Consider the following 18,461-nt stretch of genomic DNA (forward strand, 5'->3'; position numbering starts at 1 on the left):
AGTCGTAATCGTCTAAAAGTTCTTCCACACGGATCGATTGGTGCCATTCCTCATTCGTCGAACGCATTAAGGAGATTAACTTTTGATCGAATTCTTTTTTCAATTTATTCTTCTTGAAAAACATCCTGTTCTCTCCTTACAGCTCTCTTCTGCCTTCAAGCGCTTTTGATAACGTAACTTCGTCTGCATACTCTAAATCTCCACCAACTGGAAGACCGTGCGCAATTCGAGTAGTGCGAATGCCAGAAGGCTTGACTAAACGAGAAATGTACATCGCGGTTGCTTCCCCTTCAATGGTTGGGTTTGTTGCAAGGATTAACTCCATGACTGTTTCATCTTGGAGTCTTTTTAACAATGGCGGAACATTAATATCCTCTGGCCCAATGCCGTCCATTGGAGAAATTGCCCCATGTAACACATGGTATTTACCGCGATAATCGCGCATTTTCTCCATCGCAATAACGTCTTTCGGATCTTGCACGACACATATCAAAGAATCATCACGGCTGTGATCCGAACATATTTGGCACGGATCAACATCCGTTATATGACCGCAAATAGAGCAGTAGTGCAAGTTTCGTTTCGCATCAACTAATGCTTTGGCGAATGAAAGAACGGTGTCTTCTTTCATCGATAACACAAAAAACGCCAGTCGAGCCGCTGTTTTCGGCCCGATACCTGGCAATTTCATAAAACTATCAATCAGTTTTGCAATTGGTTCAGGATAGTGCATGTATATTCCTCCTAGAACATGCCAGGGAGGTTCAATCCTTTCGTGAATTGTCCCATCGTGGAGTTCGCTGTATCTTCTGCTTTTTTCATTGCTTCATTCGTTGCGATAACGATTAAATCTTGTAGCATTTCTACATCTTCTGGATCTACTACGGATGGATCTAACGCTACTTCTAATACTTGCTTGTGACCTGAAACAGTTACTTTCACCACTCCGCCACCAGCTACTCCTTCAAAGCGTTGTTCCGCAAGTTCTTCTTGAGCTTGCGCCATTTGCTTTTGCATTTTTTGCATTTGTTTCATCATACCTTGCATATTTCCCATTCCACCACGCATTGTGTTTCCTCCTTAGTTAGTCGTCGTGTACTTCGACGAAATCTTTTCCAAATAGTTTTTCTGCTTCTGTAACAAGCGGGTCTTCTTCCTTCTCTTGTTCGTGAAGAAAGTCCATCAATTGCTCTGCAGCTTGTTCAGTTTCACTAGGTAAATCATTAACGGAAAGCTTCCCTTTACTACGGATAAATTCTTCCCGTATTTTTAGCCACTCTTCTTCCGGGACAAAGAGTACATCGTACACTTTCCCTAAATGTTGCTGGCTTAATTCACCAAAGCTGCTTGTAAATGATTGATTGTCCGCTGCCATCTGACAGTGTATGTCATAGGTGAATTTTAACACAAAACTAGTCGGAGATGCCGCTACTGGCTCTGCTTCATGTAAAAGTGCAGAGTGAGATTTAGGCATACTTTGTAGTAAGTGAGCCCAACTACTTTTGACGACTTGAATATCATCTTTTGTTGCGGTCTTTAAAACCTCTATGATGCGTCCAGTTGGTACATTAAACTTCGTTCGTGAATTCCCGCGTGATTGTCGAGGTTTTGAAGCAGCAGGCGTAGCAACCGTTCCAGTTGGCACACCCTTTCGCACTTGTTCTTCTAGTAAATTAAATTTCTTTTCAAGCTGTTGAATCTTTTCAAGAAATGGCTGAACTTCTACAGCGGTTGTTTTTCCACTTTCCATACTTGCGGTTTGCGACATTTTCAACATAGCCGTCTCTAAATACACTTTCGCATGGTTCGAGTATCGCATTTCTTGACTAGCATGTGACAGAATCTCGATATACGAATAGAGGGTTTCTGCTGGAAAGCTTTCCGCAAGTTGCTGGAACTTTTCTTCTGCTGTCGCGAGTTCTAATAATTCATCTAAGGAAGGAGCAGTTTTGATTACCAACAAATCTCGAAAGAAAGTGATGAAATCTTCTGTTAGTCGAACCGGATCTTTACCGTCTCTCACTAACTGATCCACGAGTGTCAAAACATTGCCTATTTCTTTTTGCAATAAAGCCTCCGAGATATCAAAAAAGACTTCCTGCCCAATAGAACCTGTCACTAACAATGCATCTTCCATCGACATTTGACCCGAACTAAACGACACTACTTGATCGAGCATACTTAGAGCATCTCGCATTCCACCAGAGGCAGCTTGTGCAACTACTTTCAAAACAGTTTCATCATACGGAATGTCTGAATCCATCAAAATAGTTTTCATACGATCGACAATTTCCGCAGACGAAATGCGCTTAAAATCAAACCGTTGACAGCGCGAGATAATCGTCAAAGGTAATTTATGTGGTTCGGTCGTTGCTAAAATGAAGATCACGTGCGCTGGAGGTTCTTCTAACGTTTTCAATAGGGCATTAAATGCACTATTGGATAACATATGCACTTCATCAATGATATACACTTTATATTTAGAGCTAGAAGGCGCGTAATGCACACGTTCTATAATGTCCCGAATTTCTTCCACACGAGAATTAGAGGCAGCATCGAATTCAATGACATCGGTATTCGATCCATCCATAATCCCAACACAGGACGAGCATTCATTACACGGCTCAGCGCCTTGACGATTTTCACAATTCAATGCTTTCGCAAATATTTTCGCTGCACTTGTTTTTCCAGTCCCTCGTGGTCCAGAAAACAAATATGCATGGGTTGTTTTTTGATAAAGGAGAGCATTTTGCAATGTCTGTTTCACATGTACTTGACCCGACATCTCTTCAAACGTCTGCGGCCGATAAACACGATAAAAAGCTTGATATGCCAACGATTCTCTCTCCTTCTACTAGCTATTATTTCAACTTACTTAGTATAACATAAAAAAGCATTTGTTCGGCTAAGAACAAATGCTTTACCAGATAATTTAAATGCCGTGCACCTTCCTTCGTCGAAAGAACATAAGCGCTACATATGTCGTTAGCTCAGTGAAGGTAACCCTGCGGCACATGAGAAAAACCACTTAATGCTGCTTCCTTCCGGACCTGACATGGTTCATGGGTACTCATTGCGCAGGACCCAGACGTCAACACTACGTGCATAAGTCAGACCCTACATATCTAATCGCCTCAGAGAAGGAGTTCAGTCTCGCTAGAGCGGATTGCGAGTTACAAGACACCGCTACCTTCCCACCTAGCACGGCATTAATTAGTATACGAAAGCCACGTAGAAAAATCAAATCGCAGCATCGAAAAGTTTTTTCACAAAAATTGTTGACACTTAATTCCTCACATGATAAATTATATTTTGTTGACACGGAGGAATACCCAAGTCTGGCTGAAGGGATCGGTCTTGAAAACCGACAGGCGGGTCATACCGCGCGGGGGTTCGAATCCCTCTTCCTCCTCCATTTTTTCAACAAACACGCGCATATATATGGGGATTGATTCGTTGCTTCTGTAACGAATTTTCTTCAAGCGAAATGTGTCTGAATATTTTGAAGGTACCTCTTAGGAGGTGCCTTTTTTGTTATTTCTTATTTTATAAATGAAAAACGCTTCTTGCTTATCGCCTTTTCACTGGCAATAGCAAGAAGCGTTTCTATTATTTACGTAAAACAGCCGTTTGAGTTAAAAATGAGCCAATTTTTTCGATAATTGGTTCCACTGTTTCCGGATTTTTCATCAAATCATATTCTTTAATATCTAAACGTAACACTGGGCATGCATTAAAATTATTGATCCAGTTTTCATATCGCTCATGCATTTCATACCAATATTCCACTGGTGTCGATTGTTCCATTGGACGACCACGAAGTTGAATGCGCGATAAGATATCCTCAATGGAACCGTCTAGGTAAATAAGTAAGTCAGGATGAGGGAAGTATGGCGTCATCACCATCGCATCAAATAAGCTCGTATACGTCTCATAATCTGTCGCTTCCATCGTACCTTTTTCCATATGCATTTTTGCAAAAATACCGGTATCTTCATAAATCGAACGGTCTTGAATGAATCCCCCACCATATTCAAAAATACGCTTTTGTTCCTTAAAACGTTCCGCTAAGAAATATATCTGTAAATGGAAGCTCCATTTTTTGAAATCATCGTAGAAACGATCTAAATATGGATTCGCATCCACTTTTTCAAAGGATGTGCGAAATTCTAACGCCTCTGCTAATGCTTTTGTCATGGTCGATTTTCCTACACCAACTGTACCTGCGATGGTGATGACAGCATTTTGTGGAATGCCGTATTTTTCTCGTAAATTCATGCGTGGAGACTCCTTTTATTCAACGTTTTGTTTACTTCTTCTAAAATAAATGCTAAATCACCTTTGTTTTGAACAAAATCAATCTCGTCTCCATTAAATCGCAAGACAGGGATATCCGGATGTGTTTCTTCAAAATGTTGGATGAAGGTATGGTAATCAGCGGATAACTGTTCCATATAATCTGCCGTAATCATTTTTTCAAATTCCCTACCACGTAATGCAATTCGTTTCATGAGTGTATCTAAACTCGCATGAAGATACACTACCATGTTAGGACGTGGCATATCAGCGGTAAGAATCGAGTAAATCGCATGATATTTGGCATATTCTTCAGCTGGTAACGTGCGTTTTGCGAAGATGAGGTTTTTGAAAATATGATAGTCTGCAACAACCGGTTGATCATGGGAGATGAATTTCGTTTGAATATCCCCTAATTGTTTGTACCGGTTACAAAGAAAGAACATCTCTGTTTGGAAACTCCACTCTTCAATATCTTCGTAAAATTTATTCAAAAATGGATTTTCATCCACGATTTCTTTCAATAAATGAAAGTGATTTGCATCTGCAATGGCTTTTGACAACGATGTTTTTCCGACGCCAATCGGACCTTCAACCGTTATAAATGGAATCGGCATCAGAAGTTCCCCCTTGAATAAATTCTAATCAGTCAATGTCCTTCATTTTATCATAGGAGTCTGTCGAAAAATAGACATTTTAAGACAATTAAGTCGAAAGAAATGGAGTCTTCCGTGATACACTATTGGCAAGGAGAGAATACAATGACACGAACACTCGATGAACACTATATGCAGCAAGCGCTTTTTGAAGCAGAAAAAGCTGGCGCATTAGGCGAAGTACCTATTGGCGCTATTATCGTGAAAGATGACCGCATTATCGCTAGAGCGCACAACCTGCGCGAAACAACACAACGCGCGACGACGCATGCAGAACTACTCGCTATCGAACAGGCGTGTGAAGAGTTAAGTAGCTGGCGTTTAGAAAATACGACCTTGTATGTGACCTTAGAGCCTTGTCCGATGTGTGCTGGGGCTATTTTACAATCCCGCATTCCTCGGGTTGTGTACGGGGCGACGGATCCGAAAGCAGGTTGCGTTCATTCCCTTTATTCCTTATTGAACGATTCTAGATTCAATCACGAATGTACCGTAACAGCGGGAGTTCTAGAGGATGAAACTGGGTCCATTTTAACTTCCTTTTTCCGCCAACTACGCGAGCAAAAAAAGAAGAGGCAGGGACATAACTAGTCTCTGAACTAAAATGAGCAGTCCGTTTAAAACGGACTGCTCATTTTGGTTAAAAAGCCAAAGGATCTTTAGATTTCCTCCCATTCTTTGGTGTATTATTGTAGGTTGACGGCTGAAGGCATCGAAGCATCTTCTAGACTGCTCTCAACCAGACGGTTGATGGTGAAGACGATATCATTTTCTTTTAATGTAACTTCTACATCTAAAGATAAAATGAGTTGATTCATCATATGATCTTTAACTATAAGAACACTTCTTTCGATATGAATTTTGCTTAGTAACTTAATTGAATCAGAAGTGTTCTTTTTTGTGGAACAAAAACAGAGGACTCGTGCATCCCCACTATCAGGCGGGATGTTCTCGAGCCCTCTATTATGAAAAAGTCGAAAGTGTAGAGTAGGTGCGACTCCTGGGCGATCAGTACGACACGAAAATCCATTCGCTTCGACCGCAGTCGAAGTGAATTAGTTGAGTTCGTGCCGCCTTATGGCCGAAAAGACACGACATCCATGTCGTATTTCGGCATGCGAACATCCATGTTCTTGAAAGCGCCACCTGCGACACTTTCGACGGTTGGTCGAGAACAAGACATAATGCTAGTAATGTCCTAGCTTCTTTTCGCTTACTTAATGACTTCTTTTCCACCCATATACGGACGTAACACTTCTGGAATCACAACAGATCCATCTGCTTGTTGGTAATTTTCTAAAATAGCCGCTACTGTACGACCAATCGCAAGACCACTTCCGTTTAATGTATGCACATACTCCACTTTTCCTCCCGCTTCTCTACGGAAACGAATATTCGCACGACGTGCTTGGAAGTCTTCGAAGTTACTACAAGAAGAAATTTCACGATACATATTTTGTGTTGGTATCCACACTTCCACATCGTATTTTTTCGCTGCAGTAAATCCTAAATCGGCAGTACACATTTTTAATACTCGGTATGGAAGACCAAGCAATTGTAGAACTTTTTCAGCATGACCAGTTAACTTTTCTAATTCATCATATGATTTTTCTGGATGCACAAAGCGTACCATTTCCACTTTGTTGAACTGATGCTGGCGAATTAACCCACGCGTGTCTCGTCCGGCAGATCCTGCTTCTGAACGGAAACACGCACTAAATGCTGCGAATCCTTTTGGCAACATATCACCATCTAGAATTTCGTCACGGAAGAAGTTCGTTACCGTTACTTCAGAAGTAGGGATTAAGAAGAAATCCTCTTTCTCGATTAAGAAAGCATCTTCTTCAAATTTCGGTAATTGCCCAGTTCCTGTTAGACTAGCACGATTCGCTAAATATGGCGGCAACATTTCTTCATATCCGTGCTCTTCGGTATGCAAATCGAGCATGAAGTTCATCAATGCACGTTCAAGTCTTGCACCTAAACCGCGGTAAAACAAGAATCTGCTTCCAGTAGTTTTCGCTGCACGCTCGAAATCGACAATTTGAAGATCCGTCGCAATATCCCAGTGTGGTTTCGCTTCAAAGTCAAATGTTGGCGTTTCTCCCCACGTGCGTACTTCGACGTTATCGTCCTCTGAGTCACCAACTGGTACACTCTCATGTGGAATGTTCGGTAAACGCATCATCATATCCGTAAATTTCTCTTCTACTTCACGTAACTCCTCGTCAATTGCCTTAATTTCATCTCCAACTTCACGCATACGGAGAATTGCATCATCTGCATTTTCCTTGTTGCGCTTCATTTGTGCAATCTGTCCTGACACTTCATTTCGTTCCGCTTTTAGCACTTCTGTTTTTGCAATCAATTCACGACGTTTCGTATCAAGCGTTTCGAATTGGTCGAACGTTCCTAAATCTTCTCCTCGCGTTTCTAACACCTTTTTCACTTCTTCGTAATTTTCTCGAATGCGTTTTACATCTAACATGTGCTTTCCTCCTTAGTTGTACGATGACGAAACATTTTGGGAATAAAAAAAGCCCTCGTCCCTTATAAAAAGGGACGAGAGCATACCCGCGATACCACCCAAATTGATAAACAGTACTGTTTATCCGCTTGTTTCATAACGGCCTGTTACAACCGGCTGCAACCTAGCGATAAATCGTTCAGCTGCGCTACTCAGAGATGGATTCACAAGTGTTTTTACTGACTTGCACCAACCGTCAGTTCTCTAGAAAAAACATTCCTCGTTACTAGTTCTCGTCATCGTATTTCATGTGAAATTTACACTACTTTACTACACGACGAAAATTTTCGCAAGTGTTTATTGAACGCCTACTGCTGTAAATGCCGCTTTCACACTTGCTACTTCGCTACTTGATGCACCAAATAAGTCACTCGCCGCTTGAACTGCTGCAGCGCGGTATTGGCTGAATGTTGAATTCGGAGTTAAGTAAACAGTTAATGTACGGTAATAAATATCTCCCGCTTTTTTATTGCCAATTCCAGTCACGTTTACTCCGTAATGCGTTCCACCATTTGCAAGTAAGTACGCAGCTTTGTTCGAAATTCCGCTGTTCCAGTGAACCCCACCGTTATCAGATGTTCCGATATAGCGTTTAGAATAATGATCTGGATCTCCATTTATGGTTGGATCAGCCATCGAGCGTAAAGCATCTCCTGATTTTGTCGGAGTATAAATATCTTCTCCAATCAACCAGTCTGGATTGTTATTGAAATGATATTCTACTAATGTTCCGAAAATATCGGAAATCGATTCATTAATCGCACCAGACTCGTTTTGATACACTAAATCCGCCGTTGTATCCGTCACTGCGTGTGTTAACTCGTGCGCAATGACATCGAGTGCACCAGATAGCGGGATAAATGTCGAACCATCACCGTCACCATAGACCATTTGTGATCCACTCCAAAACGCATTGTTATAGCTTCGACTATAGTGAACGGTTGATACTAATTTTGCTCCTTTTCCATCATAACTATTTCGGTTAAACACATCTTGATAATAATCATACGTTTGAGCAGCATAGCTATGTGCATCTACTGCCGGGGCATCATATGACGCATTCAAGACATTGTCAGCATCTAACCATAGACTTCCTGGTGTACGTGTACGATTTGATGCATCATACGTGAAAATACCATTCCCTCTCGTACGATCCACTAAATAGTTGCCGTCAGAATTGGTTAACGTGTTAAATGTTTTCGTGTCACCAAGCACCCCTTTACCAGAACCGATCGTGTCTGTCCCAGTTAACTGCGTTGGTCCAGCAGTTGGTTTTGCTTCATGAATCTGATTATACGATTCTAAAATGGCACCAGTAGTAGCATCTACAAAATAATGATAGTTTCCTGCTTCAGGATACAAGAACTCAAACTCTACTTCATAGGCGAATGAAACATTTCCTTCCTTAGCATAAATGACAAACGCAGGTTTTGCTGCTTTTTCAAGCTCTGGCGCTCCTCCAATTTTCGCCGATAAATCCGCTAACGCAGTTTGTACAGCCTCCTCTTTTTTAACGCGAGTGCTGTTTTGCAATGCTTTTTTGGTTGGAAGATTTGGAACGATTTCTCCAGAAACTGCTAGTAACACACCGTTTTGATCAACATGTCCAGAGATAATCGCTCCGTAAACAGGAACTCCCTTATGTACTTGTTGTAATTTAACATGTGTGAATCCTAACTCGTCTTTTTCTTCACTTAATACTTTGACACTTTTCGCGATATCTTGTCCAAAATGATACGTGGACTCAGACTTTGCTAAATATTCGAATACGATTTCTTTTGCGGATTTGCTCGATGCTGCGGAAAGTTTACCCGAAACAAAATTAGGTGCTTTCGAATATGCATTATACGAAACCTTCTCTGCTCCTGCTGGGTTCTCTGCTGCTAATACCGGGGTAAATGCTGAGAAAGCCAAGGTTGCTGCTAATCCTACTGCTACTGATTTTTTCTTCTTCACTAAACTTCACTCCTCTAATCTAGTAATCCGCCGAATTATATCGACTGATTAGAATAATACCTTTTTTAATATTCAGAATATATAGGAAACTTACAGTATTTTTTGTAGGATGAAATGGGAATATTGACCAATAATTTTATTAGTTGCCAACAATAGGTAAGTAAATTGGACACAATTAGTAGAATGTTCATCGATCTTTTTAACCGTAAAAACTCCTTTCACACAACTAGAGTTGAACCCTTTCTTTCAGTATACTTAGACATATCAAGGATCTGATTCAAGTTGTGAATAGGTCTTCAATAAAGGAGAAGATAAGATGGATTTACGGTTTATTCATTTACATAAAGCATCTAGCACTCCTTTGTATGAGCAGCTTTACACAAATATCAAACAAGCAATCCTCGACAAAGAACTGCCAATTGGAAGTAGACTTCCTGCGAAACGAAAATTATCGGAGTATCTTTCCATCAGCCAAACAACGGTGGAATTAGCTTATGGACAATTAGTCGCAGAAGGGTATGTCACGGCGATTAGTCGCAGGGGATATTACGTAGAAAATGTAAAGGAATTAGCATACATCGAAAACGGAACAGAAGAAGCTGCTCGTCCCACCCCAGAGCGGAAGTCCTTTCGAATTAATTTTTCTTCCGCTGCGATTGATACGATGTATTTTCCATATGGAACGTGGAGGAAATATGCGAAAGAACTTTGGGATGAAACCTTCCAAGAGTATTTATTGACCGGGGATTCAAAGGGAGATAGTGAACTTCGACAAGAAATAGCGGCTTATTTGTATACCTCACGTGGAGTACGTTGTCATGCGGATCAAATCGTGATCGGCTCAGGAACGGAACAACTACTTCCCCAACTAATTTCTTTACTTCATCCACAAGCAATCGTTGCGTTAGAGGACCCTGGATATGCCATGACGGAGCGTATATTTGAAAACAACGGTATTCAAACAATTGCTATTCCTGTGGATGAAGACGGAATTGACGTGGAGAAATTAGAAAACTCGTCTGCTTCTGTCTGTTACGTCACACCATCTCATCAGTTTCCAACAGGAGCTGTTTTACCTGTTAACCGACGAACACAGCTGTTGAACTGGGCACTAAACGGCGAGAACCGCTACATTATGGAAGATGACTTTGATAGTGAATTTCGCTACGAAGGGTTGCCTATTCCTTCCCTACAAGGTATGGATCGAGCAGGGAGCGTTATCTATCTAAGTACCTTTTCTAAATCATTGATGCCTTCTTTGCGGATTGCCTATGCCGTGTTACCAATGAAGTTGGTAGGGCAATTTGAAGAGTTATTTTCTTCTTACTCTTGTACCGTTCCTCGAATGGATCAACAATTGGTAGCGGCATTTATGCGAGATGGGCATTTTTCCAAACACCTAAACAAAATGCGGGCAACCTACCGGAAAAAACTGCATGTGGTGCTCGCAACGTTGTCGCATTATTCCCCTATTGTACAATTTAGCGGTGAACAATCTGGTATGCATATCGTGATCACCATTTCGACAAACGTCTCAGAAGAGACATTGCTTGATCAAGCACTTAATAATGATATTTTTATCGCTGCAATGCATCAATTTCGGAAAACCTCTCGATTAACAGATTCTCCCCAATTTTTGTTAGGCTTTGGAGGAATACCTATAGAAATGATTCCACATTCCATCGACGAACTGTTTCGCGTTTGGAACATCCCTAAAAAGCAAAAAACCGAAAGTCCATAAAGAGTTTTCCTCTTTAGACTTTCGGTTTTATCACTTAAAACAAACCTACGACAAAATCTTTAGCTCCACCAAATAGATTACTGAAGAAATGCCCAATGCCTTGCATAGTTAGAGAGAACCAGTTTGCGCGCTCTACCGCTTCCGTCGTTACAACAGACGAAATAGCATCTTGATCGCTAACAAAACCGTAGTCTTCTCCTTCCGCTTTTTCAAGGTTCACGGAACCTACTACTGTACCTTCTTTTACATCTGCTTCCAAAGCTCCATCTTTTAACTTCTTACTATCTTTCTCAAAAACGGCTTGATACATATCTTTTTCACTTGTCTTAATAACCATTTCAATTGGATCTTTCACCGCAATTTTTACTTTATCTTCTTTTCCCTTAATTACTGGAATCGTTTTTTGTTTCTCAAACGTATATCCTGCAGGAACTAATTCCTCTTTCGAAAATTGAGAAAATCCGTAATTGAAAAGTGCAGCAGTCGCATCAAAACGAGCTTTATACGAACCAACACCTTTACTATCTACCGCTTTCATAACAACCGCGATTAAGCGCATGTCCCCTTTTTTCGCAGTTCCTGTGAAACAATGACCAGCAAAGTTTGTCGTACCTGTTTTCAGTCCATCTACTACAGCGCCTTTATACTCAAACACTGCACCTGGTAACATGAAGTTCCAGTTGTCCATTTTTGTACCTTCTACCCATTGCTTCGTACGAATTTGCGTTGTATCCAACACTTCTGGATAGTCCTTTAACAAACGGTACGCAAGCTTCGCAGTGGAACGTGCAGACATGACATTCTCATCTTCTGGTTTTGTACCATCTGGATGCATGCCTTGTAAGTCAGTATTACTTAAACCAGTTGAGTTAACGAACCGGTAATCTTCTAGCCCTAACTCTTCTGCTTTTTCATTCATCATCTTTACAAACTGCGTTTCGGTTCCTGCAATTGTTTCGGCAATTGCAATCGTTGCAGCATTGGCCGAATAAATCGCCATTGCTTCATATAATTCTTGCACGGTATACGTTCCATCACGACGCAATGGAACGTTACTTAACACACGATCTTGCGAAATTTTATATGTATAATCCGTTACGGAATACTGTTGATCCCACGTCACGTTTCCTTCTTCAATTGCTTCAAACAAAAGATACTCTGTCATCATCTTTGTCATACTTGCGATACCAAGTGGTGTCGCTGCATTTTGCTCATATAGAATTTTTCCGGAATCCGCGTCAATTAAAATAGCACCGTCGACTAATAAATTTAAGTTATCTGCTGCTTCTGTTCCTTTTGGCTGCATCACAAACATGCTCAATACAAGAGCAGGTAATAACGCAAAGCGAATAAAAGCATTCTTTGCTGTTTTCAATACTAGAACCTCCAACATTCTCTATTTCATTTCCACTGCTCATTTTAGCACAGAATTGCGAGGACGGGCACTACACATAGAAAAAAGCACCCATTTTGCCTAATAACTAGACGCAAAACAGGTGCTAAAGTTTCGGATTATTTATGAAATAGAATAATTTGGAGCTTCTTTCGTGATCTGAACATCATGCGGGTGGCTTTCTCGTAGCCCTGCTCCCGTCATGCGAATGAATTGTGCATTCTCACGTAAGTCCTGTAAATCTTTAGTTCCACAGTATCCCATTCCGGCACGGATACCCCCAACTAACTGATGAATAGTATCGGATAAAGGACCTTTATAAGCAAGACGACCTTCAATACCTTCCGGCACTAATTTTTTCGCATCATCTTGGAAATAGCGATCTTTCGAGCCTTTTTCCATCGCTCCAACAGAACCCATTCCACGATATACTTTAAAACGGCGACCTTGGAAAATCTCTGTCTCCCCAGGGCTTTCCGTCGTTCCGGCAAGTAAACTACCTAACATAACGACATGTCCACCCGCAGCCAGAGCTTTCACGATATCTCCGGAGTATTTAATTCCTCCGTCTGCAATAATCGTCTTGCCATGCTTACGAGCTTCCGTAGCACAATCGTATACGGCAGTAATCTGTGGTACACCAACTCCAGCAACCACGCGAGTCGTACAAATAGAGCCTGGTCCGATACCGACTTTCACGACATCTACACCTGCATCGATTAACGCTTTCGTTCCTTCTGCAGTCGCAACATTTCCAGCAATAATATCTAAATCTGGGTTCGCTTCACGAATGGCGCGAACAGTATCTAAAACCCCTTGCGAATGTCCGTGAGCCGTATCAATCACGATGACATCCACACCAGCCTTTACTAAGTGTTCTACACGTTTTAACGAATCAGACGTCACACCAACTGCTGCACCTACTAATAGTCGTCCATAGCTATCTTTAGCCGCATTTGGAAATTCAATTACCTTCTCAATGTCTTTAATGGTAATTAACCCTTTTAGCGTTCCATCTTCATCCACGATTGGAAGTTTTTCAATTTTATATTGCTGAAGAATTTTTTCTGCATCATCAAGCGTTGTTCCAACAGCAGCCGTAATTAATTTTTCTTTCGTCATCACTTCTTCGATTTTTAACGAGTAATCTTGAATGAAACGTAAATCACGATTCGTTAAAATACCCACTAATTTCTGATCTTCCATTGAATTGACAATCGGAACACCGGAAATACGGTATTTTCCCATTAAATGTTCTGCGTCATATACTTGATGTTGAGGAGTTAAGTAAAATGGATCAGTGATGACACCATTTTCAGAACGTTTAACCGTTTGAACTTGCTCAGCTTGCTCTTCCATACTCATATTTTTATGAATAATTCCAAGCCCACCTTGTCGAGCCATGGAAATCGCCATTTTTGCTTCTGTTACCGTATCCATTCCAGCACTAATAATCGGTATATTTAAGGTAATTTTTTCCGTTAATTGAACCGACAAATTCACATCTTTTGGCAATACTTCCGACTTCGCTGGCACTAGTAAAACATCATCAAAAGTTAATCCTTCTTTTACAAATTTCGACTCCCACATGGTACACGACTCCTCCTATGCTGCTAAATATTATTGTAAGGTTATCAGCGCAAATATAGAGTGTCAAGAAATCAACAGAAGAAAGAGTATTCCGATTTTTCCTACAAATAATTCGTGATTGCTTCTTCCATCTTTTTAGGAGAAGTTTGCGGAGCATATCGCTTCACTACATTTCCTTCCGGATCAATCAAGAACTTTGTAAAGTTCCACTTAATATCTTCCGTCAGCAATCCTTTTTTCTCCGATACTAAAAACTTAAACAAAGGATGTGCATCATTCCCTTTTACATCCACCTTTTTAAACATTGGAAACGAAACGCCATAATTCATTTGGCAAAACTGCATCGTTTCCTCCATATTATCGAATTCTTGGTTACTGAACTGATCACTTGGAAACCCAAGAACGACTAATCCTTTTTCTTTATATTGCTCATGTAAACTTTGCAATTCTTCAAACTGTGGAGCAAACCCACACTTACTAGCAGTATTAACAATAATCATTGGTTTCCCTTTAAATTCACTTAAATTTACTTCCGTTCCATCTGCACGAACTGCGCTAAAATCATAAATTGATGTCATCTTCATTCCCATTCCTTTCGGTAAATAACTAATTCCACCATAGAATGAAAAGTGCAAGGATACAACAAATATGATTGCGAAATATGTTTAGAGAAGTTAGTACATTGCTAACTACGAATTCAAGGAGTGATATTTTTTAAGGTTTGGTAGACTTATGCGTTGTTGAAAAACGTCTCTTGGGGCTGACGCGCCGATATAAGGTATTTATTGCTGATAGATACTCTACAAGTGCTGATATGGGCTGATTAGCTGTCGATAGAACGGGATTTCGCGCTTGTAGGAGCTACTTTTTCGTATTTCTTGAATAGTGTTGATACGATTCTGTTCCAGCTTGATAGATACATTTAATAGATTTTCGCGTGCGAAAATCATCCTTTTTGAAAAGAACTTTTCTCCAATAAAAAAGGAACTCTTCATAAGAAGAATTCCTTAGTAGCCCAGCGACGTCCTACTCTCACAGGGGGAAACCCCCAACTACCATCGGCGCTAAAGAGCTTAACTTCCGTGTTCGGTATGGGAACGGGTGTGACCTCTTTGCCATAATCACTGGATTATTTTGTTAGAGTGTTTGTTCACTCAAAACTGGATAAACGTCATTGAAAGAACACGTTCGGTGGAAACGTCTTGCGACGTTCCACTCGTTTTGGTTAAGTCCTCGATCGATTAGTATTCGTCAGCTGCACGTGTCGCCACGCTTCCACCTCGAACCTATCTACCTCATCGTCTTTGAGGGATCTTACTTACTTGCGTAATGGGAAATCTCATCTTGAGGGGGGCTTCATGCTTAGATGCTTTCAGCACTTATCCCGTCCACACATAGCTACCCAGCGATGCTCTTGGCAGAACAACTGGTACACCAGCGGTGTGTCCATCCCGGTCCTCTCGTACTAAGGACAGCTCCTCTCAAATTTCCTACGCCCACGACGGATAGGGACCGAACTGTCTCACGACGTTCTGAACCCAGCTCGCGTACCGCTTTAATGGGCGAACAGCCCAACCCTTGGGACCGACTACAGCCCCAGGATGCGATGAGCCGACATCGAGGTGCCAAACCTCCCCGTCGATGTGGACTCTTGGGGGAGATAAGCCTGTTATCCCCGGGGTAGCTTTTATCCGTTGAGCGATGGCCCTTCCATGCGGAACCACCGGATCACTAAGCCCGTCTTTCGACCCTGCTCGACTTGTAGGTCTCGCAGTCAAGCTCCCTTCTGCCTTTACACTCTACGAATGATTTCCAACCATTCTGAGGGAACCTTTGGGCGCCTCCGTTACACTTTAGGAGGCGACCGCCCCAGTCAAACTGCCCGCCTGACACTGTCTCCTACCCGGCTTACGGGTATGGGTTAGAAGTTCAATACAACCAGGGTAGTATCCCACCGACGCCTCCTCCGAAGCTGGCGCTCCGGGCTCTTAGGCTCCTACCTATCCTGTACAAGTTGTACCAAAATTCCATATCAGGCTACAGTAAAGCTCCACGGGGTCTTTCCGTCCTGTCGCGGGTAACCTGCATCTTCACAGGTACTATAATTTCACCGAGTCTCTCGTTGAGACAGTGCCCAGATCGTTACGCCTTTCGTGCGGGTCGGAACTTACCCGACAAGGAATTTCGCTACCTTAGGACCGTTATAGTTACGGCCGCCGTTTACTGGGGCTTCAATTCGCACCTTCGCTTGCGCTAAGCACTCCTCTTAACCTTCCAGCACCGGGCAGGCGTCAGCCCCTATACGTCACCTTACGGTTTTGCAGAGACCTGTGTTTTTGCTAAACAGTCGCCTGGGCCTATTCACTGCGGCTCTCTCGGGCTTTAACACCCTAATAGAGCACCCCTTCTCCCGAAGTTACGGGGTCATTTTGCCGAGTTCCTTAACGAGAGTTCTCTCGATCACCTTAGGATTCTCTCCTCGACTACCTGTGTCGGTTTGCGGTACGGGCACCTCCCGCCTCGTTAGAGGCTTTTCTTGGCAGTGTGAAATCAGGAACTCCAGACCAAGTGGTCCTTGTCATCACAGCTCAATGTTATAGGAACGGGATTTGCCTCATTCCACATCTCACTGCTTGAACGTGCACAACCAACGGCACGCTTACCCTATCCTACTGCGTCCCCCCATTACTCAAACGGCGGGGAGGTGGTACAGGAATATCAACCTGTTGTCCATCGTCTACGCCTATCGGCCTCGACTTAGGTCCCGACTAACCCTGAGCGGACGAGCCTTCCTCAGGAAACCTTAGTCATTCGGTGGACGGGATTCTCACCCGTCTTTCGCTACTCATACCGGCATTCTCACTTCTAAGCGCTCCACCAGTCCTTCCGGTCTAGCTTCAACGCCCTTAGAACGCTCTCCTACCACTGACACCTACGGTGTCAATCCACAGCTTCGGTGAATTGTTTAGCCCCGATACATTTTCGGCGCAGCGTCACTCGACCAGTGAGCTATTACGCACTCTTTAAATGATGGCTGCTTCTAAGCCAACATCCTGGTTGTCTAAGCAACGCCACATCCTTTTCCACTTAACAATTACTTGGGGACCTTAGCTGGTGGTCTGGGCTGTTTCCCTCTTGACTACGGATCTTATCACTCGCAGTCTGACTCCCAAACATAAATCTCTGGCATTCGGAGTTTGTCTGAATTCGGTAACCCGGGATGGGCCCCTAGTCCAAACAGTGCTCTACCTCCAGGATTCTCACGTTTGAGGCTAGCCCTAAAGCTATTTCGGAGAGAACCAGCTATCTCCAGGTTCGATTGGAATTTCTCCGCTACCCACACCTCATCCCCGCATTTTTCAACATGCGTGGGTTCGGGCCTCCAGTAAGTGTTACCTTACCTTCACCCTGGACATGGGTAGATCACCTGGTTTCGGGTCTACAACTACGTACTCATTCGCCCTATTCAGACTCGCTTTCGCTACGGCTCCGCCTTCTCAGCTTAACCTTGCACGCAATCGTAACTCGCCGGTTCATTCTACAAAAGGCACGCTATCACCCATTAACGGGCTCTAACTACTTGTAGGCACACGGTTTCAGGATCTTTTTCACTCCCCTTCCGGGGTGCTTTTCACCTTTCCCTCACGGTACTGGTTCACTATCGGTCACTAGGGAGTATTTAGCCTTGGGAGATGGTCCTCCCGGATTCCGACGGAATTTCACGTGTTCCGCCGTACTCAGGATCCACTCAGGAGAGAACGAACTTTCGACTACAGGGCTGTTACCTTGTTTCGCGGACCTTTCCAGATCGCTTCGCCTACCCCGTTCTTTTGTAACTCCGTATTGAGTGTCCTACAACCCCAAGAGGCAAGCCTCTTGGTTTGGGCTCTTCCCGTTTCGCTCGCCGCTACTCAGGGAATCGATTTTTCTTTCTCTTCCTCCAGGTACTTAGATGTTTCAGTTCCCTGGGTGTGCCTCGATTACGCTATGAATTCACGTAAACGTACTGCTCGATTAAAAACAGTGGGTTTCCCCATTCGGAAATCCCCGGATCAATGCTTACTTACAGCTCCCCGAGGCATATCGGTGTTCGTACCGTCCTTCTTCGGCTCCTAGTGCCAAGGCATTCACCGTGCGCCCTTATTAACTTAACCGTTAATAAGCCTTGCATGGAAACAGTTTAAAAACTGTTCACCTTGAATCTTACTTACAATGTGTTGCTTTCAATGTCGTTTTATCCAGTTTTCAAAGAACAAGTTTGAAGTTTTCACTGTCTAGCTCACTCGGCAGTCCGCAACCTCT

General features: G+C 42.6%; 14 protein-coding genes, 1 tRNA gene, 2 rRNA genes, 1 other RNA gene and 1 other annotated feature (1 of these 19 only partly in view). Of the genes, 3 read left to right on the forward strand and 15 right to left on the reverse strand.

The window, feature by feature from the left end; genetic code table 11:
- The 5 genes from D3873_RS00130 to ffs form a co-directional block, all read right to left on the reverse strand.
- Window positions 1-124, reverse strand: the 5' portion of a protein-coding gene (locus tag D3873_RS00130) for a YaaL family protein (RefSeq protein ID WP_119882103.1). The gene continues 89 nt to the left of window position 1, outside the view; only the first 124 of its 213 coding nucleotides appear in the window; it begins with the start codon at window positions 122-124; its stop codon lies off the left edge, out of view.
- Between the two features lie 12 nt (window positions 125-136).
- Window positions 137-733, reverse strand: a complete 597-nt coding sequence (recR, locus tag D3873_RS00135; RefSeq protein WP_119882104.1) for a recombination mediator RecR — start codon at window positions 731-733, stop codon at window positions 137-139.
- An 11-nt stretch (window positions 734-744) separates the two neighbouring features.
- Window positions 745-1,068, reverse strand: a complete 324-nt coding sequence (locus tag D3873_RS00140; RefSeq protein WP_119882105.1) for a YbaB/EbfC family nucleoid-associated protein — start codon at window positions 1,066-1,068, stop codon at window positions 745-747.
- Between the two features lie 16 nt (window positions 1,069-1,084).
- Window positions 1,085-2,836, reverse strand: coding sequence for a DNA polymerase III subunit gamma/tau (dnaX, locus tag D3873_RS00145; protein ID WP_119882106.1), 1,752 nt, complete (start codon window positions 2,834-2,836; stop codon window positions 1,085-1,087).
- Window positions 2,837-2,939: 103 nt separating this feature from the next.
- Window positions 2,940-3,207: signal recognition particle sRNA large type (gene ffs / locus D3873_RS00150), an RNA gene on the reverse strand.
- A gap of 115 nt (window positions 3,208-3,322) precedes the next feature.
- On the opposite strand from ffs, the gene D3873_RS00155 reads away from it, so the two are divergent.
- Window positions 3,323-3,415 (forward strand) — tRNA-Ser (locus D3873_RS00155).
- Between the two features lie 194 nt (window positions 3,416-3,609).
- Here the strand turns inward: D3873_RS00155 and D3873_RS00160 are convergent.
- Both D3873_RS00160 and D3873_RS00165 read right to left on the reverse strand, forming a co-directional pair.
- Window positions 3,610-4,278: a deoxynucleoside kinase gene (locus tag D3873_RS00160; protein WP_119882107.1), complete on the reverse strand. Its 669-nt coding sequence runs from the start codon at window positions 4,276-4,278 to the stop codon at window positions 3,610-3,612.
- Window positions 4,275-4,913, reverse strand: coding sequence for a deoxynucleoside kinase (locus D3873_RS00165; protein WP_119882108.1), 639 nt, complete (start codon window positions 4,911-4,913; stop codon window positions 4,275-4,277). The genes D3873_RS00160 and D3873_RS00165 overlap by 4 nt, the downstream gene beginning before the upstream one ends.
- 144 nt (window positions 4,914-5,057) lie before the next feature.
- Between D3873_RS00165 and tadA the strand changes: the two genes are divergently transcribed.
- Window positions 5,058-5,543, forward strand: coding sequence for a tRNA adenosine(34) deaminase TadA (gene tadA / locus D3873_RS00170; protein ID WP_119882109.1), 486 nt, complete (start codon window positions 5,058-5,060; stop codon window positions 5,541-5,543).
- Window positions 5,544-5,638: 95 nt separating this feature from the next.
- Here the strand turns inward: tadA and D3873_RS13610 are convergent, their stop codons facing one another.
- From D3873_RS13610 to D3873_RS00180, 3 genes are all read right to left on the reverse strand, one after another.
- Window positions 5,639-5,770 carry a hypothetical protein gene (locus D3873_RS13610; protein ID WP_274379955.1) on the reverse strand — a complete coding sequence of 44 codons (132 nt, stop codon included), beginning with the start codon at window positions 5,768-5,770 and terminating at the stop codon, window positions 5,639-5,641.
- Between the two features lie 395 nt (window positions 5,771-6,165).
- Window positions 6,166-7,440: a serine--tRNA ligase gene (gene serS / locus D3873_RS00175; RefSeq protein ID WP_119882110.1), complete on the reverse strand. Its 1,275-nt coding sequence runs from the start codon at window positions 7,438-7,440 to the stop codon at window positions 6,166-6,168.
- A 67-nt stretch (window positions 7,441-7,507) separates the two neighbouring features.
- Window positions 7,508-7,728, reverse strand: a binding site (T-box leader).
- Window positions 7,729-7,776: 48 nt separating this feature from the next.
- Window positions 7,777-9,435, reverse strand: a complete 1,659-nt coding sequence (locus D3873_RS00180) for a M4 family metallopeptidase (protein WP_119882111.1) — start codon at window positions 9,433-9,435, stop codon at window positions 7,777-7,779.
- A 316-nt stretch (window positions 9,436-9,751) separates the two neighbouring features.
- Here D3873_RS00180 and pdxR point away from each other — a divergent pair, with 316 nt between their 5' ends.
- Complete coding sequence (pdxR, locus tag D3873_RS00185; protein ID WP_119882112.1) at window positions 9,752-11,176, forward strand: MocR-like pyridoxine biosynthesis transcription factor PdxR; 1,425 nt, start codon at window positions 9,752-9,754, stop codon at window positions 11,174-11,176.
- Between the two features lie 34 nt (window positions 11,177-11,210).
- Here pdxR and D3873_RS00190 read toward each other — a convergent pair whose 3' ends face one another.
- From D3873_RS00190 to D3873_RS00210, 5 genes are all read right to left on the reverse strand, one after another.
- Window positions 11,211-12,551: a serine hydrolase gene (locus tag D3873_RS00190; protein ID WP_420798990.1), complete on the reverse strand. Its 1,341-nt coding sequence runs from the start codon at window positions 12,549-12,551 to the stop codon at window positions 11,211-11,213.
- Window positions 12,552-12,692: 141 nt separating this feature from the next.
- Window positions 12,693-14,159, reverse strand: a complete 1,467-nt coding sequence (gene guaB, locus D3873_RS00195) for an IMP dehydrogenase (protein WP_119882114.1) — start codon at window positions 14,157-14,159, stop codon at window positions 12,693-12,695.
- 101 nt (window positions 14,160-14,260) lie between these two features.
- On the reverse strand, window positions 14,261-14,737 hold the full coding sequence (locus D3873_RS00200; protein ID WP_119884432.1) for a glutathione peroxidase: 477 nt from the start codon (window positions 14,735-14,737) through the stop codon (window positions 14,261-14,263).
- A gap of 435 nt (window positions 14,738-15,172) precedes the next feature.
- Window positions 15,173-15,288 (reverse strand): 5S ribosomal RNA (gene rrf / locus D3873_RS00205).
- A 92-nt stretch (window positions 15,289-15,380) separates the two neighbouring features.
- Window positions 15,381-18,313, reverse strand: a 23S ribosomal RNA gene (locus D3873_RS00210).
- Window positions 18,314-18,461: the final 148 nt, after the last annotated feature.

The organism is Paenisporosarcina cavernae, assembly GCF_003595195.1.
In the GTDB taxonomy this organism is placed as follows: Bacteria; Bacillota; Bacilli; order Bacillales_A; family Planococcaceae; genus Paenisporosarcina; species Paenisporosarcina cavernae.

What these genes read in the sequence shown, in the direction of transcription:
- recR (WP_119882104.1), bottom strand. Translation starts at nt 733, where the DNA reads ATGCACTATCCTGAACCAATTGCAAAACTGATTGATAGTTTTATGAAA.
- D3873_RS00140 (WP_119882105.1), bottom strand. Translation starts at nt 1,068, where the DNA reads ATGCGTGGTGGAATGGGAAATATGCAAGGTATGATGAAACAAATGCAA.
- D3873_RS00160 (WP_119882107.1), bottom strand. Translation starts at nt 4,278, where the DNA reads ATGAATTTACGAGAAAAATACGGCATTCCACAAAATGCTGTCATCACC.
- D3873_RS00165 (WP_119882108.1), bottom strand. Translation starts at nt 4,913, where the DNA reads ATGCCGATTCCATTTATAACGGTTGAAGGTCCGATTGGCGTCGGAAAA.
- tadA (WP_119882109.1), top strand. Translation starts at nt 5,058, where the DNA reads ATGACACGAACACTCGATGAACACTATATGCAGCAAGCGCTTTTTGAA.
- D3873_RS13610 (WP_274379955.1), bottom strand. Translation starts at nt 5,770, where the DNA reads ATGAATCAACTCATTTTATCTTTAGATGTAGAAGTTACATTAAAAGAA.
- serS (WP_119882110.1), bottom strand. Translation starts at nt 7,440, where the DNA reads ATGTTAGATGTAAAACGCATTCGAGAAAATTACGAAGAAGTGAAAAAG.
- pdxR (WP_119882112.1), top strand. Translation starts at nt 9,752, where the DNA reads ATGGATTTACGGTTTATTCATTTACATAAAGCATCTAGCACTCCTTTG.
- guaB (WP_119882114.1), bottom strand. Translation starts at nt 14,159, where the DNA reads ATGTGGGAGTCGAAATTTGTAAAAGAAGGATTAACTTTTGATGATGTT.
- D3873_RS00200 (WP_119884432.1), bottom strand. Translation starts at nt 14,737, where the DNA reads ATGACATCAATTTATGATTTTAGCGCAGTTCGTGCAGATGGAACGGAA.